The sequence below is a fragment of the Sneathiella sp. genome (assembly GCF_047631475.1).
Lineage (GTDB): Bacteria > Pseudomonadota > Alphaproteobacteria > Sneathiellales > Sneathiellaceae > Sneathiella.
Genome location: NZ_JBLHZT010000021.1, coordinates 20,186 through 42,694, shown reverse-complemented (window position 1 = coordinate 42,694; position 22,509 = coordinate 20,186). Strand labels below are relative to the sequence as shown.

The following is a 22,509-nucleotide window of genomic DNA, read 5'->3' as shown; positions in this document are numbered from 1 at the left end:
AAACTGCTGTGGAAGAAATTCCACGATTTTCTGAATAAACTAGTTCACACGCTGAAGTTGCCGTTTCTCAAGAAATGTAAGTGTTTTTTCAAGGTTCGCAAGAGATTGAGCTGCATTTTGATTACCGCTCTGCTTTGCTTTTTCCCACCAATAATATGCCCGAACACGATCCACAGGAACAGCCAGGCCGCGATTGAACATAACCCCTAACCTATATTGGGCAACGTCGTTGCCTTTTTGGGCCAATGGGGCCCAGACACTCAGTGCCTGTTGATATTCTTCGAGCGTAAATGCTAGTTCCGCAAGTTCCAATTGCTCCGATAACGATAGTGCACTCGGGGCAACCGTAACGGCAGGTGCTGCCATCTTTGGCTGGACGACAGGCTGCTGCGGTGCTACCGCAGCAACGGTTTGTGCCGTTTCGGTTTGTGGTTGAACCTTCTCAGAAGCTTGGGTTGCCGTAGAAGCGGTCGACTGAACAGGAGAAGCGTCCGTCGTTGCCGCAGATTTATTGCTCGTCACGGTCCGGTCTGAACCTTCTGTTTTCACCTCGGAAGTATCAACAGCTTTTTCTTGTTCACTATCGCCGGAGACCAAGGACTTAAGCGCCGCAAAAAAACCTTTTTCCTCTTTTGGCTTATCAGCGATCGGGACTGCAACCGTCTTTGGGCTCTCACTTGGGGCCGCCTTCGAGAAAACTGTTGCTTCACCAGAGGTTTGAACTTTGTTTTCACTTCCCGCAAACGGGTCAAACTTCGTCTCGGCTTTCACTGTCGGAGCTGGTTTCTCGGGGGCCGTTACGGAAGAGGCCGTCGCAGTTTTTGTCACTGAGGCGACACTGTCCGGTTTTGAAACAGGTGCAACCGGGGCAGTTTTCGATACTGTCACCGGTTTCGTGACCGTATTCAAAACCGGTTTCAAGGCTGGCTTTGGTGTCGCTGGCACCACCGTTTTTACCACACTATCTTTTGGCGGCTTGGGTGTTGGGGCCACGACAGGCGTCTCGGGCTGTGAAGATGCTTTAACCGCAGCAACACTTTTCGGTTTCTCTTGTACCGTCGCAACAGGGATAGATTTCTTAACGGGGATCTCTTTCTCAGTCGCAGAAATATCTGGATTGCCCGCAACAAGGATCGACAATTTGTTTAAAGCCTGTTTATGCCCTGCTTTTGACGCAAGATTATACCAAGCCAAAGCTTTTGCTTTATTCTTCTCTACGCCTTTTCCATATTCATACATCAGGCCCAGGTTATATTGCGCAATAGTATGGCCATTTCTTGCGGCCTTTGTAAACCAGGAGGCGGCTTCGGTGAAGTTTTGATCCACCCCTTCGCCGTTCAGGTACATGGTCCCAACATTTGCCTGCGCCCGATCAAATCCCATATTGGCGGCGCGCTTATACCATTTAAGCGCAAGCGAGAAATCTTTCTCGACACCAAGGCCTCGCCGAAACAGATGACCAATGTTTCGCATAGCCGCAGGATCATCATCCTCAGCAAGAGGCAGCCAATTGTCATAGGCTGTTTTATAGTCCCCTTGCTCATAGGCAGCAACAGCTTCTTCGAAACCAGCTGTAACAACCGGGGCAATAGACAAAGACAGGACGACTGCAACAGCCGTACCTGTCAGAATTTTTTCAAGTTTCCGCATCAACTCAATCTACACTTTTGTGTTCTGTATGTCCCTTTTATTGGACTATACAGTAAAAAGACAGACCTATTGAAGTGAAATTCACCTTTGAAAATTAGGTCATGATCTGCCAGCTACCATCTGGCTGCCGACAGGCCGTTCCATAGCCTTCTTCCAACTTGCCTCCAACTTCGATGGTTTGACGAAATTCTCTGCAATAACGGCCCTTGGTATCCTGTCCATCCCGGACTGGCGTAATGGTGCCGCGATTACCGCTTTCCGGATTATTCCAGGTGATCGTTTTATTCAATGGCGCTGCGGTTGCCCTTTGTTCAGCGCGGTCAATGGCTGCCCGATCCGCAGCATCCAACGATTTGCCAAATTCCTGGCCAATCATCGCACCAACCAGTGTACCGACAGCTACCGCCGCCAACCGGCCAGAGCCACCTCCAAATAACGATCCGAGCAATGCCCCTCCAACACCGCCAATAATGGCGCCACCGGTTTGCTTGGGATTTTCCCTTTGCGCAGCGCAGCCTGTCAGAGCCAGCATACTCGCCAATGCAAAAACGGATAAAGTTTTGCCTATTGCCATATTTAATCCTTCCTGTCTTAGTCAATACCGTCTGCTTAACGCATCTTAAAAAATTATATGGTGCGCATTCAAACAGAATCACCAATTTTCATACCTTCCTCCCACATATTTATGGCGCGAATAAGACAACAGGTCGACAGATTGCCTCCGCTTGACTAAATTACCGGACAACGAGATAACGTTCCTGCCCAAAACCGGAACTGACCAATCTACTTAACTGCGAGTAAAACCATGAGCGTCACTAACCTGTCTGATTTAATTGCAGAATTTAATGACTGGCTGAAAGAAGCCGAAGCAAGCGAGCCAAATGATGCAAACGCGATGTCTCTTGCTACCGTCGGCACAGATGGCTTTCCTTCGGTTCGAATGGTTTTACTGAAAGACGTCACTGAACAGGGCTTTGTGTTCTACACAAACTTCGAAAGCCGCAAGGGAGAGGAACTTCTGAAAACCCCGAAAGCGGCCCTATGTTTTCACTGGAAAAGCCTGCGACGCGCAATCCGGGTCCGGGGCACCGTCGAGCCAGTATCAGACGCAGAGGCAGACGCCTATTTTGCCAGCCGGGCCAGGGACAGTCGAATTGGCGCCTGGGCCAGTCAACAATCGAGGCCTATGGATGGGCGTTTCTCGCTGGAGGCCGCGGTTGCCAAATATGCCGCGAAATATGCAGTTGGCGAAGTCCCACGTCCGTCTTATTGGTCGGGTTTTCGCGTCATACCACAAGAGATTGAATTTTGGCGGGATAAACCCTTCCGCCTTCATGAACGTCGCCAATATTCCAAAGGACCGGATGGCTGGGGAAAAGCCGTCTTATACCCTTGATTATACTCCGCAAAGAAAAGTGTTTCCATGACCAGTCAGGCTGAAAAAAACAGCTCTTTAATGCGCTTTGCTACCTATGCAGCGGTATTCGTCGCGATCAGTCTGATTGCGGTGAAATCATGGGCGTATATTGCAACAGATTCTGTATCGATCCTGTCGACCTTGGTTGATTCTGTTCTTGATCTGGGCGCGTCTATCGTCAACCTTCTTGCCGTTCGCCATGCCCTGACGCCTGCGGATGATGAACACCGATTTGGTCACGGAAAAGCAGAAGCGCTCGCCGGGCTATTCCAGTCTGCCTTTATTGTTGGGTCGGCGATTTTCCTGTTATTGCAGGCTGCTGAACGACTCGTTCACCCGCAACCCATTCAGGCGGGTTGGGTCGGTATCGGCGTCATGATTGCATCAATCGTGCTCACGCTGTTTTTGGTTGTTTTCCAGCGCTTTGTTATCCGTCAGACCAAATCGGTCGCGATTTCAGCGGACTATCTTCATTATGCCGGTGACCTTCTGGTCAATGCTAGTGTGATATTGGCCATCATCTTAAGTGCGCAGTTAGGGTGGATCATGGCAGATGGTGTTTTCGCTATCGGCATTGCGATATACATAAGTTACAACGCCTGGAGCATTATTCGCATGTCCTTCGCAGATCTGATGGACGAAGAACTTCCCGAAGAAGATCGTCAACAAATCATTGATCTTGTGCTCACACAAAAAAGCGTCATGGGCGTTCACGAACTCAGAACACGCCGTTCAGGCCAAAAAGTCTTTATTCAAATGCATATTGACCTGCCGGCCTCTCTTAACCTGCAAGAAGCCCATGAAATCTCTGAAACGGTTGAAATGGAAGTTTTGAAACTGTATCCGGATGCAGAAGCGATTATTCATCAGGACCCCTACCCTGCTGCGACCCCATAATCATGGAGCTTTTAGAACAGCTAGAAGTTCAACAGAAGCTGATTGCTTTCTTGATAGCGCACCCCAATAGCTGGGACCCAAGAGCTGCAGCCACTGATCCGGTGGAGGTAATCGAAACTCACGGTGCCACCGTATTGCTTGGTCCGACGGTTGCATTAAAGATCAAAAAAGCGGTCCATTTTGATCATATGAATTACAGTACATTGTCTCAGAGAAAGTATTTTTGTGACAAGGAAGTAGCAATAAATCAGAACGGTGCTCGGGGGCTTTATCACGGCGTAATTGCTCTATACAGATCGAACGAAGAATTTTCGCTGACCCCAAGCCAGGAAATCGTCGAATATGCCGTAAAAATGCAGCGTTTCCCCAAAGGTTCCCGACTGGATGAACGGGTTCAGACAGGTAATTTTCCTGTGGTGATACAGGACAAGCTCTCCGATACGCTTGCCAGCTTTCATTTAAAAGCGGAAATCATTGATGATTCCGCCAAAATTCCGACTTTCGCGACTGTCATTGAACAAAATTTTCACCAACTGGATCACTTTTGCCCTGAACTTCTCTCACAAGATGCCGTTGATGATTTCCGTGAAAATCTTATAAATGACGCAGACAGGCTTTCTCCCTTATTTCAAAAACGCCAACAAGACGGATGGATACGGGCAGGACATGGTGACTTACACCTTCAGAATATCTGTGTGCTAAATGATCAGCCGTTGCTCTTTGATGCTATTGAATATCAAGACGACTTTGTCATAAGCGATGTCCTTTATGATGTTGCGTTTCTGATTATGGATCTTTGGTATCGTGACCAGAAAATGCCTGCCAATCGTATTTTCAACCGTTACTTGGGGAAAATCGGATGGACGACCAGCGTGACACCCCTTGAAGCTCTCCAAGCCCTTCCCTTTTTTATGTCCATGCGGGCCGGCATTCGAACACATGTCGCGGGCAACCGTTACCGACAGGCTGCGCAACCTGATCAAAAGGCCGTGCTATCAGAGCAAACGAAAAGCCTGTTTGAGGCGGCCTGCGCCTATCAGCGATCGGATCGCCCAAGCCTGATTGCCATTGGCGGCTATTCCGGAAGCGGAAAATCAACCCTCGCAGAACGGCTTGCCCCGGAAATCGGAACGACTGCCCCTGGCGCCATTCGATTGCGAAGCGATGTTCTAAGGCGACAGTTAATTGATTGGGATGACTATTCACCGATGCCACAATGGGCTTACACGCCGCAAATGTCCGAAAAAACTTATTCTCTTATGGCACGGAATGCTCGTGCGATATTACAAGCAGGCCATAGCGTGATTGTCGACGCTGTTTTGGACCGCCCAACCGATCAGCAGCAATTCAAAGAGCTTGCTGCCTCCCTAAACGTCCCTTTTCACGGGTTATGGCTCAGCGTCAATAAAGACAATATGAAAGACCGCATCAACAAACGAACACGGGACGCCTCGGATGCGACAGTTGATATTCTGGATAAACAATTGGCCGCCCAACATGAAATCCCGAATAGCTGGTCGATAATTGACGGAAACGGTAGTATAGAAAAAACAACCGTTCTCGCCAGAGAAGCATTACCATAAAAACAGCGCCTCAATCCGTATGACAAAAGCCTCTTCCGTCAAATAACTTGGTTCTAACCCCTTACTTACGCTATATTATTTAAGCACGATAACAAAGTGAGGTAGACAATGTCCGTGAAAACAGTTTTGGTTCCGCTCGTTGGTTCTGACCATACCTGCGACACTACGGCGCTCGACAGCGCCCTAACTGTTGCAAGTCGATTGAAGGCCTATGTTGACGCCCTTCACGTTCGACTTGACCCTCGCTCCGCCGCGGCCTTTGTCGGAGAGGGCATGACCTCGGCGATGATCGAAAGTGTTATCGATATGGCGGAAAAAGACAGCCGGGCAAGACGGCAAACCGCCCTCGACTTGTTCAACAAAAAAACCGAAAAACTAGATAAAGCGCTAAACGGAAAAGTCAGTTTTGTGGAGCGTCAGGGCAACCGTGAAGATGTCCTGCTGAATTACGGCAGACTGTGTGACCTGATTGTTGTCTGCAAAAATGCTAACGAAGAAAATACCAGCAATGAGATGGTTATTAATGCCGCATTATTGGAAACCGGCCGGCCCGTGTTGGTCGTTGATTCTCCTATTACCAAGGAGTTTGGCAAAAATGTTGCCGTTATCTGGAATGGTTCCGCCGAATCAAGCCGGGCAATTACCCATGCATTACCGATCCTGAAAGATGCTGATAAAGTTACACTGATTTGTGCCGTCGATGATCTCGATGATGAATTGCATTCAGAAGAAGCTGTCCGGTACCTGGAACGCCACGGGATAGCCGCCAGTGCCTGCGAAATCCGGGGAAGCAGCGGGCGAACAACAGCGGATCTTCTGATGTCGCAGGCAGAGAAGTGCGGCGCTGACTTTCTTGTGATGGGCGCATATACGCGCAGTCGGTTACGGCGCCTGTTTTTTGGTGCCGTTACAGGTGAAATTCTAGAGAAATGTAAACTCCCTGTTCTTATGGCGCATTAGGAAGGTTAAGCCTGATTAGCCGCCGTTTACGAATAGAATGCGACCATTTGTCTCTTGCCAAGGAAGCGTTATATTCGTATTCAACTTTTATAAAATATTTATGATTAAACTCTAATAAGAATATAACCTGTAGCTAAAGAGGAAGTTGAAGGCATGACCGTGAACTATGACAAAGTGTTCGAGCAAGCCATTCAAAACCTAAAGGATGAAAACCGCTATAGGGTTTTTACCGAACTCGGACGCCACGCTGGTGATTTCCCACGGGCGACACGTCATACAGAAACCGGTGAGCAAGAAGTTACAATCTGGTGCTCAAATGATTATCTGGGCATGGGCCAAAACCCAAAAGTGATTGCTGCAATGAAAGAGGCTGTCGAGAAATACGGCGCAGGCGCAGGCGGCACACGCAACATTTCTGGTAATACACACATGGTCTGTGAGCTGGAAAAAGAACTTGCGGACCTTCACAATAAAGAAGCCGCGCTGGTGTTCACATCCGGCTTTGTCTCAAACGACGCGACCATCAGCACGCTGGGCAAACTAATGCCGGGTGCAATCATTTTGTCTGATGAGCTTAATCATGCGTCGATGATAGACGGCGTTCGTCATTCCGGATGCGAAAAAATGATCTTCAAACATAATGATGTTGCAGATCTGGAAGAAAAACTCAAAAGTATCGATCCAAATCGTCCAAAGATTATCGCATTTGAATCCGTTTATTCGATGGATGGTGATATCTCTCCCATGGCAAAAATTTGTGACCTTGCCGACAAGTATAATGCCATGACCTACTTGGACGAAGTGCATGCCGTGGGCCTGTACGGACAACGTGGCGGCGGAATTGCTGAACGCGAAGGGCTTATGGATCGCATCGATATTATGGAAGGCACAATGGGCAAGGCCTTTGGTGTTGTTGGCGGATTTATTACTGGGTCAGCCAATATTGTTGATGCCATTCGCTCATATGCTGCGGGCTTTATTTTTACGACAACCCTGCCGCCCGTGATCGCCGCTGGTGCCTTGGCCAGCATTCGCCACCTTAAAGAAAGCGAAGCGGAACGGACGGCTCATCAGGAACGCGCAGCAACCCTTAAACGTTTGCTTGCGGAAGCCGGACTGCCTGTCATGAACACGCAAACCCATATCGTTCCCGTGATGGTATATGATGCGGCTCTTTGTAAAGAAGCCAGTGATATCTTGCTGGAAGATTACGGTATTTATATTCAGCCAATTAATTTTCCGACCGTTCCGCGCGGTGAAGAACGGCTGAGAATTACCCCTTCCCCGCTTCACGATGATACCATGATGAGTGCCCTCGTGAGTGCACTGACAGAAGTCTGGGGTCGACTGGGACTGAAACAGGCCGCGTAAAAAAATGCCGCTTATCGATCCCACACGATCGCTATTGCTTATCATTGATTTTCAAGAGCGCCTTTTGCCGGCCCTTCAAGGTGGGTCTGAAGCTGTGTCCATAGCCACGACCTTGCTCAAAGCTGCCCAGCAACTCTCGATACCAGTAGTCATGACGGAACAGAACCCGGATAAGCTCTGTGGTACAACAAGCGCCCTTTCTCCGGGACCATCAAGCCTGCTCGTTCCCAAAATGACGTTTAACAGTTGCCAGGCCGATGGCTTTCAAACGGCCCTTGGAAATAAAGATCATCTGATTGTTGTCGGCGCAGAAGCCCATGTTTGTGTTCTCCAGACTGTTTTGGGACTGTGCGAGCTGGGAAAAAGCGTCTTTGTTGTGTCTGATGGGATTGCATCGCGCACATCCCAAAACAAAGACGCCGCCCTTACCAGAATGGCAAAGAGCGGCGCAGAAATCGTTACCGGCGAAATGGTGATCTTTGAATGGCTTCAAACAGCGGAACATCCATCATTCAAAGATATTCACCCGTTGATCAAATAAAGAAATCTGGCAACAGCTCTTCTTCCTTCACACCATTGTATCGATATTTTGAAAGATCAGTCACGCCAACACTTGCCAGAACTTCGTCATCAACATAGAAGTTCCCGGTGAATTCTTTCGAGTCTCTCGTCAGAACAACATGTGCTGCATCAGACATAATTTCCGGTTTCCGGCAATTACGGCTAATCTGACCGCCACCGATCATATCCATGGCAGCGGTGTCAATCGCCGTACGCGGCCAAAGTCCATTAAAAGCAATCCCGGCTTTTCTGAACTCTTCCGCCATACCAAGAACACACAGGCTCATCCCATATTTTGCCATGCTATAGGCGACATGCGGTTTAAACCAGCGCGCCTCAAAATTTAGCGGAGGCGACAAATTCAACACCTGCGGATTGTCCGCTTCTTTCAAGTATGGAATTGCTTTTTGCGAACACAAAAACGTTCCGCGCACATTGATCTGGTGCATAAGATCGTAACGTTTCATCGGTGTCTGAAGGGTACCGGTCAAACTAATAGCCGATGCGTTATTCACAAGAATGTCAATTCCGCCAAATGTCAGCGCCGCTTTTTCCATTGCTTTCTCAACAACGTCTTCTTCACGGACATCAACAATCAGTGGCAATGCGGTTCCACCAGCAGCCTCAATTTCTTCAGCTGCTGTGTAGATAGTGCCCTTCAGCTTGGGATGTGGTTCAGCTGTTTTCGCGGCGACAACAATATTTGCCCCGTCAGCCGCTGCACGCTTCGCAATCGCCAATCCGATCCCCCGGCTCGCTCCTGTGATAAACAGTGTTTTCCCTTTTAACGTCGCCATACCGCATCCCTTTCTAGTTTGCAGCTTCAGATTTCAATCATTTTCCCTTGAATTCAGGCTTTCGCTTTTGGCCAAAGGCAGTCACTCCTTCGACCCAATCCTCCGTCGCACTACAAGCCGCAAAATTCTCGGCCTCTGAATTCAACTGTTCTTCAAGGCTGTTATTTAATGACGCGTGCAACATCTGTTTGGTTCGGCCAATTGCGACGGTCGGGCCATTTGCAAGGCGCCGCGCCAGTTGATTGGTTTCCATTTCAATATCGGCGGCAGGGACCACCTTATTCACCAGTCCGAGCCTATAGGCTTCTTCTGCATCAAACCGGTCACCAAGCATTGCAATTTCCATTGCCTTCTTAAGACCGACCATTCTCGGTAACGAATAGGTTCCAGAGCCATCAGGCGTTGTCGCAATATTAATATAGGCCAAGGTAAAAAAGGCATTATCCGCTGCAACTACAAGGTCACATGCCATGGCCAGCGAAAGGCCAAAGCCGGCCGCGGCCCCCTGTACGCTGCCAATGATCGGTTTGCGCATACGGCGCATGGTAACCATGGTAGGGTGAAGTCCGTGAATACGGGCCTCAAATTCCTTGCGCCGGGCATCTGCTTCTTTTTTGGCAATCTCCCCAAAAGAAATGACGTCCCCGCCTGCCATAAAATGATCGCCTGCCCCTTTGATCACCACACACCGAATGTCTTCGTCCGTTTCGATATCCACGACAGCTTCATACAGCTTACGACGCATTTCAATGGACAACGCGTTCCGGCTTTCCGGGCGGTTCATTGTTAGAGTTGCAATCCCATCTTCTTTTTCAAACAGCAAATGATCTGACATAATTCTTCTTTCTTATTATTCGTTGTTATCAGTTTCTTGTCTTTTAACGTTGGTCTCAGGCGACTTTATCCCGAGCCAATTTACGCACACCATATCGCCAGACACCATCCTGCCCGACGGTTCGAACGAATTCGTTTGTACCAACCAGATAATGGCAATGTGCGAGGCCTTCCGCAATACCAAGACCGATATCATTTTCTCCTAATTCACGGTCGAACAGGTCTGGCAGGATTTCAATGGCCGTTTTCGGCGACTGGCACGCCGTTTTAAGGCGGTCAAGCCGTTCCTGATGATGGCTTTCGTAAAAATCCAATTGATTATGCAATCCGACAAACACATCGTTATGGGCCGGCAACACAAGAAGGTCATCCGGCAGATGACGGAATTTAATAATTGAATCCAGGAATTTTTTAAGCGGGTTGGCAAAAGGCTCCGCTGGATAGACGCCAATATGCGGCGTAATACGCGGAAGAACCTGATCGCCGGAAATCAAAATATTCTTTTCTTTATTGTGCAGGCAAACATGTTCAGGTGCGTGACCTGTCCCAACGATAACTTGCCACTCCGATCCCCCAATCGACAGAACATCCCCTTCATCCAAACGAACAAAACCCATTGGCATGGAATGAAAGGCCTTATTAAACATATTAAATCCGCGGTCTTTTACGCGCTTCATCATCGGTTCTGTGAAACCAATCTGCTGATAGAATTCAACAACATAATCCGGAGTTTGTTCCTCTCCCTCCAGATACAGCATGCGCCCGAAAGTCCATTCACCAAAGCTCATGGTCAATGGGATATTCCATCGCTCGGTAATCCAGCCTGCAAGCCCCATGTGATCGGGATGGAAATGAGTACAAATCAGTCTGGTTACAGGCTTCCCATCAAGGAACTTGTCAAAAATTTCTTCCCATAAAGATTTGATTTTACTGGAGTTAAAACCAGAATCAACAATCGTCCAGCCTTCGTCGTCCTCCAATAAATACAGATTGATATAGTCCAAACCTTTAAACGGTATCGGCATACGGACCCAGAAGACGCCCTCAGTGATTTTCAAGACTTCCCCATCATCTGGGCGGGTACCTAGCGGGTATGTGATTTCTTGTTGTTTTTTCATTCATTCTTCCCGGTAGCGAGTTTTCACGCAAAAACAATTGTGGCGGCCGAAGCCGCCACAATCAATAGTTAAATATGATGAACCTTCCCCAAAGGTCAAACCCAATCAGGCAACCAGGTTTTCCTCATCAATTGCAAAAAGCAACTCTGGTCCCTCTGTGACCGGACCCAACAGGGCCGCAGCCTGAGGTAGTATTTGCGCAGCAAAGAAACGGGCGGTCGCGACTTTCGCTTTCAGGAATTTCTGATCCGCGTCGCCCGCCTCCAACAACTCTTTTGCTTTCACAGCGGACTGAGCCATCAGGTACCCACCCACTGTTGTTGCAAACATTCGCAAGTAAGGTGTCGCCCCTGCAGGCGCCGCATTCGGATCATTCGACGCATTGCTATACATCCATTCAGTCGCTTCCCTTAAGGCCGTCACAGCAACACCGAGATGACGAGAGATTTCAGCCAGTTCAGCGTCCTCTCCGTTCATATCATGGGCTAGACGATCCATATCAGACAACAGGTTCCGAACAGGGGCGCCGCCCTGAAGGCCCAATTTACGCCCAACCAGATCAAGTGCCTGAATACCATTTGTTCCTTCATAGATCGGCAAAATACGAGCGTCCCGATAATGTTGACCAGCCCCCGTTTCCTCAATGAAGCCCATGCCGCCGTGAATTTGCACACCAATAGACGCAAGTTCCACACCTAAATCAGTGCACCATCCTTTTGATAGGGGTATCAGCAATTCGGCAAGCCCCAGCTGACGTTCCCGCTCTGCCTTATCCGGATGATTATGGGCTTTATCAAGACTGGCACCGTTCAGGTAAATCAGGCACCGCATTGCTTCAATCTGCGACTTCATCGTCATTAACATCCGGCGTACATCCGCATGCTTTACAATTGGGGCGCTTTCTCCCTTGGCTGTTCCCGGCGCTTTACCCTGCTTGCGATCCAGCGCATATTCAACGGCCTGTTGATACGCCCGTTCAGCGATAGCGAGCCCTTGGGTTCCCACGCCAAGGCGCGCGCTGTTCATCATGGTGAACATACATGCCATGCCTTTATTTTCGCCGCCGATCAGATATCCAACACAGTCACCATTATCGCCATAAGACATAACCGCAGTAGGGCTTGCATGGATGCCGATTTTTTCTTCCAGTGAAACACATTTCAAATCGTTCCGCTTACCCAGAGAACCATCGTCGTTCACTAGGAATTTCGGAACGATGAATAGTGAGATGCCGCGGGTTCCAGCGGGTGAGCCCGGTGTTCTTGCCAGAACAAGATGAATGATATTGTCAGTCATCTCATGCTCGCCATACGTAATGAAGATTTTTTGCCCGGAAATCCGCCAGCTTCCATCCTCAGCGGGTTCCGCTTTTGCCCGCAAAGCGCCAACATCTGAACCTGCATGACTTTCTGTCAGGTTCATGGTTGCGGTCCATTCTCCCGTAACAAGTTTATTCAGGTATTTTTCTTTTTGCTCATCTGAACCATGGGCAATCAGGCTTTCGATTGCCCCTTGTGTCAACAGCGGACAAAGAGCGAAAGACAGGTTAGCGGCGTTCCACATTTCGACCGTTGCAAGCGTCACAGCCTGAGGCATTGCGCCGCCTTCAAATTCCTCAGGGCTGGAAATACCGTTCCATCCCCCTTCTGCAAACATCTTGTAGGCTTCTGCCCATCCTTCGGGCGATGTTACAACACCATCCTTCACAGAAGTTCCTGCCAAGTCTCCAGCCTTGTTCAAAGGAGAGAGTACATTTGTCGCCAGTTTGGATGCTTCTTCAAGAACAGCATCTACAACATCACTCTCAGCATGCGAAAATGTTTCAATCTCACTAAGCTCATCAAGCCCGATAACATTGTTTAGAACAAAGCGCATGTCTTTGATCGGTGCTTTATATTCGCCCATGGGATAATCCTTCCAAATTACTGCTTATGTGTTTGCAGCAGTTATGCCATAGTCACGGCACTAAAAAAAAGTATTTTAGTAGCAATGATCCTGTTGGATCTGAGTTTTTCAATACGGTACCTAATATCAATGTCTGCCTCAAAATCTATTATCCCCCCATCGAGCACCGCGTTAGAACGGGCATCTGATCTCCTTCATAATGGAGAACTCGTTGCCTTCCCTACGGAAACTGTCTATGGGCTGGGCGCGGATGCGATGCATGACAAAGCCGTCGCCAAAATTTTCGAAGCAAAAGGCAGGCCCAGCTTCAATCCGCTCATTATCCACGTCCCGGACATGGAAACAGCAAAACAGTATGTTATCTTTGATGAACGCGCAGAGATTCTCGGGCGCGTTTTCTGGCCCGGCGCCCTCACCATGGTGCTGCCTCGAAGGAAAGACTGCCCCATATCGAAACTAGCCAGTGCGGGTCTTGAAACATTGGCTATTCGGGTTCCAGCCAATCCACTGGCGCGGCAACTGTTGCAAGTCTGCCGCCTGCCGCTGGCGGCGCCAAGTGCAAATCCATCAGGTCAGATCAGCCCAACGCAAGCGGCCCATGTTGCAACCGGTTTAGGCGATCGTGTTTCCATGATTTTGGACGGGGGCACCTGCACAATTGGCGTTGAAAGCACCGTCGTGGGGTTTGATGAGGAGAACGTGATCTTGCTTCGGCCCGGCGGCATTACCAAAGAGCAGTTGGAGGTGCATTTTCCAAATGTGCAAGAAGCCAATGAAGAGAGTGAAATCTCAAGTCCCGGTATGCTGCTAAGCCATTATGCCCCCTCCTGCCCGGTGCGTTTAAATGCGACCGACAAACACAAAAATGAAGCGTTTCTCGGTTTTGGGCGCGAGTATGATAAAATATCAACAATCAATTTAAGTGTCTCTGGCGACCTGAGCGAAGCCACAGCCAACCTGTTTTCAGCATTCCACTTGCTGGACGAACAAGGCGCAAAGCAGATCGCAGTCGCACCAATCCCAAATATTGGATTGGGCGTCGCGATCAATGATCGGCTAAAGAGAGCCGCCGCGCCCCGGCCATAAGGAAAAATCACATGACTTTCGAACAACAGATAAAAGAGATTGTCGGCGACAAGGGCCTTATTACCGATCCTCAGGACATGCAGGGTTATTTAAGCGAATGGCGGGATAAATACACAGGAAAAGCCCGACTTGTTGCCCTTCCCAAAACCACCGACGAAGTCAGTGCAATTGTTCGCCTTTGCGCACAAACCGAAACACCGATCGTCCCGCAAGGAGGGAATACCAGTCTGGTGGGTGGGTCTATCCCGTTTGACAGTGGTAACGAGGTTATTCTCTCTCTTCGCCGAATGAACACCGTGCGGGATGTGGACGTCAAAGGGGGCACCCTGACCATTGATGCAGGTTGTATTCTTGCAGATCTTCAAACCCTTGCCGACGACCATGGCTTCATGTTCCCCCTTCGCATCGGCTCAGAAGGCAGTTGTCAGATTGGCGGAAATATCTCAACGAATGCAGGGGGAGTTCAGGTTTTACATTACGGTAATACGCGCGATCAGGTGCTTGGCCTGGAAGTGGTTTTACCTGATGGTGAAATCTGGGATGGATTGACAAACTTGCGGAAAAACAATACCGGATACGACCTCAAGCAGCTTTTTATTGGCGGCGAGGGAACGCTAGGCATTATCACGGCCGCTGTCGTCAAGATATATCCCAAACCAAAATATCAACAGGTGGCCCTTGTCGCTATTCCAGACGTTGAAGCCGCGATCAATTTTTTAGGATTGGCGCGCCAATTAAGCGGCGATCAAGTAACCGCGATTGAACTTATTCCCCGTATCGCTATCGATCTGGTGGTCAAGAATGTACCTAATTTTTCAGATCCAATGCCGCAAAAATATGACTGGCATATTCTTGTCGAATTGAGCTCGAGTGTTACTGAAAATTTATCAACCTTGCTTGAAGAAATTCTTGAACAGGGATTTGAAAAAGAAATCGTGCTGGACGCGATCATCCCGGCCAGTGACGCGCAGCAGCAAAAACTATGGTCCCTGCGCGAGGAAATCTCAGGCGCACAAAAACCCGAAGGCGGTAGCATCAAACATGATATTTCAGTGCCCATCGCCCGGATTGCCGATTTTATTCAGCAGGCAGACACCGCGTTGCAAAAAATTATTCCAGGTTTCCGCCCTGTAACCTTTGGTCATATTGGAGACGGCAATCTTCATTATAATCCGCTGCAACCGGAAGGAATGGACAAACAGGCGTTTCTCGACAATTGGGAGACTGTCAGTCGCACTGTCCACGATATAGCCCATTCAATGCGCGGAAGTATGAGTGCTGAGCACGGGATCGGGCGTATGAAAAAAAATGATCTCCCTCTTTATAAATCAGAGGTAGAGATCGATCTGATGCACCGTATTAAAGATGCGCTGGACCCGCAGAATATTATGAACCCCGGAAAATTATTGCCTGACAGAAAATAAACGCTGATGCTTTAGAATATTTTCTCGGCCAGTTCAACGATCTGGTCCGCAGAGACGGGCCGAGAAAACACATAACCTTGTGCTTGATGGCAGCCAGCCTGCTTCAAAAACTCAACCTGCTCAATATTTTCAACACCCTCGGCCAAAACCTCCATCCCAAGATTCTTACCCAAAGAAATGATGGTATTGGCGATGGCGGCATCTTTTGAATTTACAACCACCCCATCCACAAAGCATTTGTCAATTTTCAAAACAGACGCAGGTAAATGGGTAAGATAACTGAGCGAAGAATATCCTGTTCCAAAATCATCAATCGATAGCCGGACACCGATCCCCTTTAGACGGATCATATTGCGTTTCGTCTGGCCGCGATCCCGCATAATTACACTTTCCGTCAGTTCAATGTCCAAAAGGGCTGCCGGTATTCCTGTTTCGAACAGGACCTGTTTCACCAGGGGAACGAATTCATCACTTTGAAATTCAGCAAGCGATATATTCACGGCCACAGGAAATTCAGGCACCCCTTGCTCGGACCATCTCTGTCGTTGTTCGCAGGCTTCTCTTAAAACCCACTCGCTGATTGGACCCAACAAGCCGGATGCTTCTGCAATGGGAATGAATGTATTCGCCGGAACAAACTTTCCTTTTTCCCGCTCCCACCGCAAAAGGGCCTCAACGCCGGTCAGGACCCCTGTCTCTAAATTGATTTGAGGCTGGTAGCTAAGCGACAATTGGCCACTCGTCATTCCCTCCCGCAGCGCATTATTCAACGTTACACGCCCCAGAATTTCAGTTTCAATATGATTGTCATAATAACAGAAATTCGGACTACCGGGCTTTTTAGTGTTGGCCAAGGCAATGTTTGTATTTCGCCAAAGCTGATCTGACGTTCCACCATCCATCGGGTAAAGTGATATGCCAATGCGCGGAACAAGATGCGGCAAATTCAGTTCTTCCGGCAGATAAACATCAAAAAGATCGTTCACCAGATCGGGCAATAGAGCGATTTGCTCATTAGTGGTAATGGGTGTGCAGACCCCGAAACCATCGCCTGATGTCCGGGCGAGCGCGATTGCGTCAGGAAAAAGCCTGTCCAGTTGTTCAGCCGCACTGCGCAATAATTCGTCCCCGGACGAATGACCCAGCGCAATATTCAGCTCAGGCAAGTCATCCAGGACAAACTGAACGACAGCAAACCTTTCAGTTTCACCATGCTGCAACAAGGCGATTTCCGCCTGAATTTCTTTTTTAAAACTCAGGCGATTTCCCAAAGACGTGAGCACATCATGATAGGCCAGTAATCGCGCTTCCTGAAGCAAGGCCGTTGTTTCCAGCCCACGAGCCCCATTTTCCGAAAACTGCTTGAAGAGCTTTCGCTGTGCGCTTGACCATACGAAGCCTTCAGCACACTGAATAACGATGACAGCCGGTATATCCGGCCCCCGTACAAACGGTATGGCAAGTCTGTTCTGATGAGCAACAATGTCTGATGTTTCCAGAGACTCTGATATGACAGTAGAAAAATCAGCCAGTATTTCCTCAGCAGAAATACTTTGGGATCCCTCAACGGCACTCACTTCAATATCGTTATTGCGACCGGGTATCTGTAGAAAGGCAGCGCGGGAAATATCTGGAAAAACCCGACATAGCTCTTGAAGCGTAACCCGACAAAACTGCCGCGTGTCTTCACATTCCTGCATTCTGGAAAGGGAAATCAGCAAGTCTTCAGACGGGGACTGATGATTGCCCGCCACGTCCCTGCCTTTAGTCTGGTTGTCAATTGTAGACATATTATCTAACCATACACACTGAACACCGGTTTTTAACCGGTAAAGTTACTAACACCCTCTCGATGATCCTACTATCAATCCAGCTGACATTGGAAGGAATTATTTTGTCTGACCGGGCAATTCGGCTTGCGCCATCAAATGCTTTCGTGCTTCTTCATCCCACTTACCCGTTGGTTTCCCCAGTTCAGCACCAACCTTATATCCGGCTCTCAACCCCGGTCTTCCCTTAAGCCGATCATACCATTTCCGTAAATTTGGAAATTGGTCGATATCAAGTTCCTGACGCTTATAGGTAATGATCCAAGGCCAACAGGCCATATCTGCGATCGAAAAATCATCACAAATATAGTCCCGCCCTTCCAATCGCCGATCGAGAACACCAAACAACCTAAGCGCTTCATTCCTGTAGCGTTCCTGTGCATACGGAATAGTTTCCGGCGCATAGAACTTAAAGTGACCATGTTGTCCCAGCATGGGGCCCAGGCCGCCCATTTGCCACATTACCCATTCAACAACCTGTATTCGCCCGCGCAAATCCGATGGAAGGAACTTGCCGCATTTTTCAGCCAGATAAATGAGAATGGCACCCGTCTCAAAGACCGAAACGGGGTCCCCGCCACCAATAGGATCGTGATCCACAATTGCGGGCATCCTATTATTGGGGCTAATCGAAAGAAACGTTTCCTTAAATTGATCTCCACGACCGATATTCACTGGAATCACGTTATATTCCAGTCCCATTTCTTCGAGCGCGATGGAGATTTTCCAGCCATTAGGAGTTGGCCAATAATAAAGATCAATCATTTGCCGCCCCTACAATTTGGCTTCAATCAACGCCATGCGATCGTTGCCAAAATACATGTCATCCGTATTTAAAAACAAGGTCGGGGAGCCAAAACCTCCGCGTTCAATCAGTTCTTCCGTATTCTGTCGCAGCATGTCCTTGTAGGCTTGTTGTGAAATGCGCTCAAAAAATTCTGTTTCGTCCAGCCCCACTTCGCTGACGATCTCTCGCAGAACGGTCTCCTGTGAAATATCATCAAGATCTGTCCAGTAACGCTTAAACACCGCGCGCGCATAAGGAACAATACACTCATTCTCCAACGCAACAAATGCGCCGCGCATTGCCTTCACACTATTCACCGGAAAAACCGGAGGCTGTCCAATCTGGATACCCACATAGGTGCACCAGTCCTGCAGGTCTTTTTTTGAATAGACCTGCTTGGCCGGGACCGGATTATCGCGATTTGCATACACAGACGGATTAACTGCATTAAAAACACCACCCACAAGGAACGGTTTGTAAAGCACCTTCAGATCCGGGTGGCGGCCTCTCATCTGTTCCAGGCTTTCAAACCCCAAATAGGTCCAGGGGCTCGAGCAATCAAAGAAGAATTCTAGTTTTGACACGGGGGTCCTCCATCTGTTGTTCGCGGCCAGTGATTTTTATTGTTTCTTGAATTGCCGCGCGGAAAGCCTAGAAGAACCGCTTACAGGCGTCAATCGCTAGAAACAAACATCAGAGTTCAATCCCCGTCTAACACGCAGCGATGCTGCCAATTCAGAACGTCATTTTTTACAGCGCGCTGTGTTTGTCCGATGGATGTCTTTCCATCGCGGACCAAGATTACTCGAAATCGAAATTCATGATCCACCACTTTTGTGTTGCGCTTTTCAAATACTGACCGACCGAACGGATAGGAAAAAATATGGCGTCCCTTTCCTTCTTTGAATTCAATTCCGTCGCTCACATATACTGTTTTATTTTTTTCGGTGACCCGCAGATAGATCAAGCCGCGGCCTTTCCCTATAAATCGAAGATCAAACTCCGCGGTAGAGGGACACTCTCCTTCAAAAAGTCCGATATCCTGCGCAAACACAATTTCATCGACAGAAGCCACTTGCGTCCGTTCAGTATTATTTGATGAGATAGGTTTCTGTACGGAAGAAAGCGGCAGTTTTTTGCGATAGCGAAGTTCAGGATCGCCTTCATATCGCAAGGAAATGGGCACCTTTGTCGTTGTGATCGACAGAATATCCTCTCCGTAAGCTTCTTTTCCAGTCAACGCATCCTTTGTGACCGCCTGACAGATAACCCGCATATAGATTGGAAAGGTGAGCGTAAACTGGTGAGGTCGCCGGAAATATGCCCATCTTTTTTGGGGATCCGTTCCTGTTCTACGAGCATCTTTTAAGACGATTTCAACGGGATCTACAATTTGTGATTGCTGGTTCGCCGATCGAATAGGAACTGAAAACGTCTTGTTAATCAAATAACGCACCTGTTTTTGTGCGGCCAAACTTTCTGGCTCTATATCTTCTTCCCACAATGACTTGTCTTCGTTACCGATGCCAATGGTTACTTTCTTGAGGTAATAAAAAGTGTCCTTCAAAAGGGTCCGTTTTGTTTCTTTACCGCACTTGGCCTCTGCCCTGATTGGTAGGTCAAAATCAGGTTCCTGCAGCATCAACGACAGGTCAGACAAATTTTTTGATTTACCACCGTTGGTTACGCGAACCCCACTGCCGCCGGTACCAGGCATAATGAAAGATCCATTTTCAGCTTCCCGTTCAATTTCTTTTGCCGCCACCCATGATTGAGCCAAAAGAATGCAGAGGATCAGCAGCCCGATAATCCAGAAAAATCGGGCAATGAAAGGATTTCTTTTCATTTGCAATCCAACCGATAAAAAAACTCATGTTCCATATCAAACTGATTCGTCTTGTTTCATCAAATTAACCATAGCGGCCCAAAAATTAACCTTTCACAACCGGAGGCTTTTAAAATCATACTTTAATTGCCAACATCAATAACCCTCTAATTTCATTTATAGAAATTGTTGTGGATGAACGGGTTTTCGGAAAATATTGGTTAATTTTGCGTAAAATTTTCTTTTCAACTTCAGAATAAAACAACCCATCATTGCAAAATCCCATTGTAAATTCAGGACACTCATCCCTATGTTGTCTCAACTTTGACGAAAGATTCTTGATTTGCGAGGGGCAAAATGAAGAAAATATTGGTAGCGTGCGCGTTTTTATTATGTACATCCATGGCAGCACAAGCGGCGACATTTGATTTCTCTGGAAATGGTGGTCTGGCTTCTTCTTACTCTTTCACGAATGATGGTGTGACCGTAACAACAACGCCCGGTGTTTTTTCTGACGCCGGCACGGTTTATTCTCAGGGTCGCATCGGTCAATATTCAACCGGGCTTGGCATTAGCAGCTACCGCGGCGACAGCCATCAGGTTGACGGGAATTATAGAAACGATTTCGTCAATTTTTCGTTTGACCAGAACGTGACAATCAAAAGCGTTTCCTTCAGCTATGTTGATCGAGACGACGAGTTTACGTTTCTCTTTGATTTGGGTCCAAACGGTGTTTTGGATGCCATTAATTACAGTGTCGACATCCCGTCAAATGGCACTTACATCTTTCAAGGGATCTGGACAGGAAGCCTTTTTGGTATAGGCGCGTTTGATGACGATACAAGTCGGCGCTGGCAGCGCAGCAATATGGACGATTTTAAAATCTCCGGCATGGTTGTCGACCCGGTAATTTCGACGGTTCCGCTACCTGCCGCGCTTCCGCTCTATGGCGCGGGAATAGCGATCCTGGGCTTCTTTGGTTGGCGCCGCAAAAAACGCCTCGCCAGCTAAAGACACAAAATGGTGAGAATTTTCCAACATTGACACATTTCTCCCTCCCTTTGAAAACTGCCTTTTCAGGCAGTTTTTTTTGTTTATGGGGCGCCTATTCAGGGACAGTTATTTTGGTCAAATGCCCGGTTTTCGTCCAAACCCTGACGGGCTTCTCGCCGGTTTTAATATCAACTTTTTTACCCGGTGGCAGGCGAAGCCAGGAATATGGGGAAAATGTCCGCCCCTCATAGTCAAACTGATTGTTTAAAACAAAAACTTCTGCACCCCCGTCATCGCCAACACGGATCAACGATGCCTCTGGCCAATATTCAAGCCTGACCGTCTCAAACGCGTCCTGAAACAACGGTTTTATGAGAACATTTTTCCTCAAGGGGTCCCCAAAAAGTTCCATTTTTTCGCTATCCACAACTGTAAACGCTCTATCATCTGCCTGAAACTGCCATAACTTGACCAAAATCACGCAGCCCTTATCAGAACGAGGAGTGTGCTGAGATGTTGGTGGGTTTCGAATATAGGTTCCGACAGGATAATCTCCATGTTCATCCTGAAACACGCCTTCCAAAACCAGAAATTCTTCTCCACCGCCATGTATGTGTGCATCAAACTGGCTATTTTCATCGAAGCGGACAATCGTCGTCGCCCGCGCAACCTCTCCGCCAACACGGTCAAGCATCCGCCTGTGAACACCTTTTATCGGCGAAGGAACCCAATCAAGGGCTCCTCCATGTTCTATGGCAACAGTATTAAAATCAGCATTAATCTGCATGTCATTCACTTTCCTATGCCGCTTGTTTGACACTCTCCCGATTGGCAAGGCGTTCAGCATAAGCCTTAACCGCTGGGCAGTCTTCCGGTATTTCCAGATTACTAAATCCTGCAAACATGAAACCGGCTTGCGCCGTAATATCGGCCACTGTAAACCTGTCGCCCGCTAGGAATTCCTGACCAACAAGCTGTTCTTCCATCCAATATAGGGTTTTGATGGCAACATTTTTACGATGCTCACCCCATTCGATATTTTGATACCCTTCCACATCCGGGCCCAGCCCCTCTGTGGCATGGTGAAAGAAGTCTGCAACGGCATCCAGAAATCCAGCTTCCACTTTACGCTGGTACATAGCAATACGGGCCCGTTCTTCGGCCCCAGTGCCTGTTAGGATCGAATTTTTGTCAATCTGATCAATATACTCAGTTATTGCCGTGCATTCGGAGATAAAAACACCGTCGTCCAGCTCCAACACAGGGACAGCACCAGAGGGGTTTTTCTTTAAAAAAGCGTCCTTTCTGTGTTCCGCTGACGGCACATCCACATGAACAAAGTCCACCGGATCGAGCAATCCTTTTTCAGCTAATGCAATTCTTACTCTGGCTGGATTTGGAAATCCCTTGAATTCATGTATTTTCATCTCGCATTCCTTTTATCAAGTTTACCGGCCATAGACGTAAAATCG

The 22,509-nt window shown here is 48.2% G+C and carries 21 protein-coding genes; 9 read left to right on the top strand and 12 right to left on the bottom strand.

The annotated features are described in order from the left end of the window. Positions 1-39 precede the first annotated feature (39 nt). Together ACJAYR_RS10400 and ACJAYR_RS10395 are read right to left on the bottom strand one after the other, a co-directional pair. Positions 40-1,650 carry a hypothetical protein gene (locus tag ACJAYR_RS10400; RefSeq protein WP_415236544.1) on the bottom strand — a complete coding sequence of 537 codons (1,611 nt, stop codon included), beginning with the start codon at positions 1,648-1,650 and terminating at the stop codon, positions 40-42. A 94-nt stretch (positions 1,651-1,744) separates the two neighbouring features. After that, positions 1,745-2,224 (bottom strand): RT0821/Lpp0805 family surface protein, encoded by a 480-nt coding sequence (locus tag ACJAYR_RS10395; RefSeq protein ID WP_415236543.1) that lies wholly within the window; start codon positions 2,222-2,224, stop codon positions 1,745-1,747. Between the two features lie 231 nt (positions 2,225-2,455). Between ACJAYR_RS10395 and pdxH the strand changes: the two genes are divergently transcribed. The 6 genes from pdxH to ACJAYR_RS10365 all read left to right on the top strand — a co-directional run bounded on the left by pdxH (position 2,456) and on the right by ACJAYR_RS10365 (position 8,419). Continuing rightward, positions 2,456-3,046, top strand: a complete 591-nt coding sequence (gene pdxH, locus ACJAYR_RS10390) for a pyridoxamine 5'-phosphate oxidase (RefSeq protein WP_415236542.1) — start codon at positions 2,456-2,458, stop codon at positions 3,044-3,046. Between the two features lie 27 nt (positions 3,047-3,073). Beyond that, a complete protein-coding gene (locus ACJAYR_RS10385; RefSeq protein WP_415236541.1) occupies positions 3,074-3,964 on the top strand; it encodes a cation diffusion facilitator family transporter in 891 nt (296 codons plus the stop codon). Positions 3,965-3,966: 2 nt separating this feature from the next. Beyond that, positions 3,967-5,547, top strand: a complete 1,581-nt coding sequence (locus ACJAYR_RS10380) for an AAA family ATPase (RefSeq protein WP_415236540.1) — start codon at positions 3,967-3,969, stop codon at positions 5,545-5,547. A gap of 108 nt (positions 5,548-5,655) precedes the next feature. Next, positions 5,656-6,507, top strand: a complete 852-nt coding sequence (locus ACJAYR_RS10375; RefSeq protein ID WP_415236539.1) for a universal stress protein — start codon at positions 5,656-5,658, stop codon at positions 6,505-6,507. A gap of 159 nt (positions 6,508-6,666) precedes the next feature. Beyond that, positions 6,667-7,878: a 5-aminolevulinate synthase gene (hemA, locus tag ACJAYR_RS10370; RefSeq protein ID WP_415236554.1), complete on the top strand. Its 1,212-nt coding sequence runs from the start codon at positions 6,667-6,669 to the stop codon at positions 7,876-7,878. Positions 7,879-7,882: 4 nt separating this feature from the next. Next, positions 7,883-8,419, top strand: a complete 537-nt coding sequence (locus tag ACJAYR_RS10365) for an isochorismatase family protein (protein WP_415236538.1) — start codon at positions 7,883-7,885, stop codon at positions 8,417-8,419. On the opposite strand, the gene ACJAYR_RS10360 is transcribed toward ACJAYR_RS10365, so the two are convergent. The 4 genes from ACJAYR_RS10360 to ACJAYR_RS10345 all read right to left on the bottom strand — a co-directional run bounded on the left by ACJAYR_RS10360 (position 8,412) and on the right by ACJAYR_RS10345 (position 13,093). Further along, positions 8,412-9,236, bottom strand: coding sequence for an SDR family oxidoreductase (locus ACJAYR_RS10360; RefSeq protein ID WP_415236537.1), 825 nt, complete (start codon positions 9,234-9,236; stop codon positions 8,412-8,414). The genes ACJAYR_RS10365 and ACJAYR_RS10360 overlap by 8 nt on opposite strands. 37 nt (positions 9,237-9,273) lie before the next feature. Continuing rightward, positions 9,274-10,071 (bottom strand): enoyl-CoA hydratase, encoded by a 798-nt coding sequence (locus tag ACJAYR_RS10355; protein ID WP_415236536.1) that lies wholly within the window; start codon positions 10,069-10,071, stop codon positions 9,274-9,276. Positions 10,072-10,126: 55 nt separating this feature from the next. Beyond that, on the bottom strand, positions 10,127-11,188 hold the full coding sequence (locus tag ACJAYR_RS10350; RefSeq protein ID WP_415236535.1) for an MBL fold metallo-hydrolase: 1,062 nt from the start codon (positions 11,186-11,188) through the stop codon (positions 10,127-10,129). A gap of 105 nt (positions 11,189-11,293) precedes the next feature. Continuing rightward, on the bottom strand, positions 11,294-13,093 hold the full coding sequence (locus ACJAYR_RS10345; protein WP_415236534.1) for an acyl-CoA dehydrogenase C-terminal domain-containing protein: 1,800 nt from the start codon (positions 13,091-13,093) through the stop codon (positions 11,294-11,296). Between the two features lie 129 nt (positions 13,094-13,222). Between ACJAYR_RS10345 and ACJAYR_RS10340 the strand changes: the two genes are divergently transcribed. Both ACJAYR_RS10340 and ACJAYR_RS10335 read left to right on the top strand, forming a co-directional pair. Continuing rightward, the gene (locus tag ACJAYR_RS10340) at positions 13,223-14,179 is read left to right on the top strand and encodes an L-threonylcarbamoyladenylate synthase (protein WP_415236533.1); all 957 of its coding nucleotides are present in this window, start codon (positions 13,223-13,225) and stop codon (positions 14,177-14,179) included. Between the two features lie 11 nt (positions 14,180-14,190). After that, positions 14,191-15,603: an FAD-binding oxidoreductase gene (locus ACJAYR_RS10335; protein ID WP_415236532.1), complete on the top strand. Its 1,413-nt coding sequence runs from the start codon at positions 14,191-14,193 to the stop codon at positions 15,601-15,603. Positions 15,604-15,614: 11 nt separating this feature from the next. Here the strand turns inward: ACJAYR_RS10335 and ACJAYR_RS10330 are convergent, their stop codons facing one another. From ACJAYR_RS10330 to ACJAYR_RS10315, 4 genes are all read right to left on the bottom strand, one after another. Further along, positions 15,615-17,393: a putative bifunctional diguanylate cyclase/phosphodiesterase gene (locus tag ACJAYR_RS10330; protein WP_415236531.1), complete on the bottom strand. Its 1,779-nt coding sequence runs from the start codon at positions 17,391-17,393 to the stop codon at positions 15,615-15,617. 99 nt (positions 17,394-17,492) lie between these two features. Next, on the bottom strand, positions 17,493-18,197 hold the full coding sequence (locus ACJAYR_RS10325) for a glutathione S-transferase C-terminal domain-containing protein (protein ID WP_415236530.1): 705 nt from the start codon (positions 18,195-18,197) through the stop codon (positions 17,493-17,495). A 9-nt stretch (positions 18,198-18,206) separates the two neighbouring features. After that, positions 18,207-18,803 carry a 2-hydroxychromene-2-carboxylate isomerase gene (locus ACJAYR_RS10320; RefSeq protein WP_415236529.1) on the bottom strand — a complete coding sequence of 199 codons (597 nt, stop codon included), beginning with the start codon at positions 18,801-18,803 and terminating at the stop codon, positions 18,207-18,209. A 116-nt stretch (positions 18,804-18,919) separates the two neighbouring features. Beyond that, a complete protein-coding gene (locus ACJAYR_RS10315; protein ID WP_415236528.1) occupies positions 18,920-20,065 on the bottom strand; it encodes a hypothetical protein in 1,146 nt (381 codons plus the stop codon). A 336-nt stretch (positions 20,066-20,401) separates the two neighbouring features. Here ACJAYR_RS10315 and ACJAYR_RS10310 point away from each other — a divergent pair, with 336 nt between their 5' ends. Beyond that, positions 20,402-21,055 (top strand): VPLPA-CTERM sorting domain-containing protein, encoded by a 654-nt coding sequence (locus ACJAYR_RS10310; RefSeq protein WP_415236527.1) that lies wholly within the window; start codon positions 20,402-20,404, stop codon positions 21,053-21,055. Positions 21,056-21,149: 94 nt separating this feature from the next. Here the strand turns inward: ACJAYR_RS10310 and ACJAYR_RS10305 are convergent, their stop codons facing one another. Both ACJAYR_RS10305 and ACJAYR_RS10300 read right to left on the bottom strand, forming a co-directional pair. Further along, entirely contained in the window at positions 21,150-21,824 is a 675-nt protein-coding gene (locus ACJAYR_RS10305) for a cupin domain-containing protein (RefSeq protein WP_415236526.1), read from the bottom strand. Between the two features lie 13 nt (positions 21,825-21,837). Next, entirely contained in the window at positions 21,838-22,464 is a 627-nt protein-coding gene (locus ACJAYR_RS10300) for a glutathione S-transferase family protein (protein ID WP_415236525.1), read from the bottom strand. Positions 22,465-22,509: the final 45 nt, after the last annotated feature.

Coding starts and splice junctions, on each gene's coding strand:
- ACJAYR_RS10345 (WP_415236534.1), bottom strand. CDS start 13,093: ATGGGCGAATATAAAGCACCGATCAAAGACATGCGCTTTGTTCTAAAC.
- ACJAYR_RS10330 (WP_415236531.1), bottom strand. CDS start 17,393: ATGTCTACAATTGACAACCAGACTAAAGGCAGGGACGTGGCGGGCAAT.
- ACJAYR_RS10380 (WP_415236540.1), top strand. CDS start 3,967: ATGGAGCTTTTAGAACAGCTAGAAGTTCAACAGAAGCTGATTGCTTTC.
- ACJAYR_RS10315 (WP_415236528.1), bottom strand. CDS start 20,065: ATGAAAAGAAATCCTTTCATTGCCCGATTTTTCTGGATTATCGGGCTG.
- ACJAYR_RS10340 (WP_415236533.1), top strand. CDS start 13,223: ATGTCTGCCTCAAAATCTATTATCCCCCCATCGAGCACCGCGTTAGAA.
- ACJAYR_RS10365 (WP_415236538.1), top strand. CDS start 7,883: ATGCCGCTTATCGATCCCACACGATCGCTATTGCTTATCATTGATTTT.
- ACJAYR_RS10300 (WP_415236525.1), bottom strand. CDS start 22,464: ATGAAAATACATGAATTCAAGGGATTTCCAAATCCAGCCAGAGTAAGA.
- ACJAYR_RS10350 (WP_415236535.1), bottom strand. CDS start 11,188: ATGAAAAAACAACAAGAAATCACATACCCGCTAGGTACCCGCCCAGAT.
- ACJAYR_RS10355 (WP_415236536.1), bottom strand. CDS start 10,071: ATGTCAGATCATTTGCTGTTTGAAAAAGAAGATGGGATTGCAACTCTA.
- ACJAYR_RS10375 (WP_415236539.1), top strand. CDS start 5,656: ATGTCCGTGAAAACAGTTTTGGTTCCGCTCGTTGGTTCTGACCATACC.
- ACJAYR_RS10360 (WP_415236537.1), bottom strand. CDS start 9,236: ATGGCGACGTTAAAAGGGAAAACACTGTTTATCACAGGAGCGAGCCGG.
- ACJAYR_RS10335 (WP_415236532.1), top strand. CDS start 14,191: ATGACTTTCGAACAACAGATAAAAGAGATTGTCGGCGACAAGGGCCTT.
- ACJAYR_RS10395 (WP_415236543.1), bottom strand. CDS start 2,224: ATGGCAATAGGCAAAACTTTATCCGTTTTTGCATTGGCGAGTATGCTG.
- ACJAYR_RS10305 (WP_415236526.1), bottom strand. CDS start 21,824: ATGCAGATTAATGCTGATTTTAATACTGTTGCCATAGAACATGGAGGA.
- ACJAYR_RS10385 (WP_415236541.1), top strand. CDS start 3,074: ATGACCAGTCAGGCTGAAAAAAACAGCTCTTTAATGCGCTTTGCTACC.
- ACJAYR_RS10400 (WP_415236544.1), bottom strand. CDS start 1,650: ATGCGGAAACTTGAAAAAATTCTGACAGGTACGGCTGTTGCAGTCGTC.
- pdxH (WP_415236542.1), top strand. CDS start 2,456: ATGAGCGTCACTAACCTGTCTGATTTAATTGCAGAATTTAATGACTGG.
- ACJAYR_RS10325 (WP_415236530.1), bottom strand. CDS start 18,197: ATGATTGATCTTTATTATTGGCCAACTCCTAATGGCTGGAAAATCTCC.
- ACJAYR_RS10310 (WP_415236527.1), top strand. CDS start 20,402: ATGAAGAAAATATTGGTAGCGTGCGCGTTTTTATTATGTACATCCATG.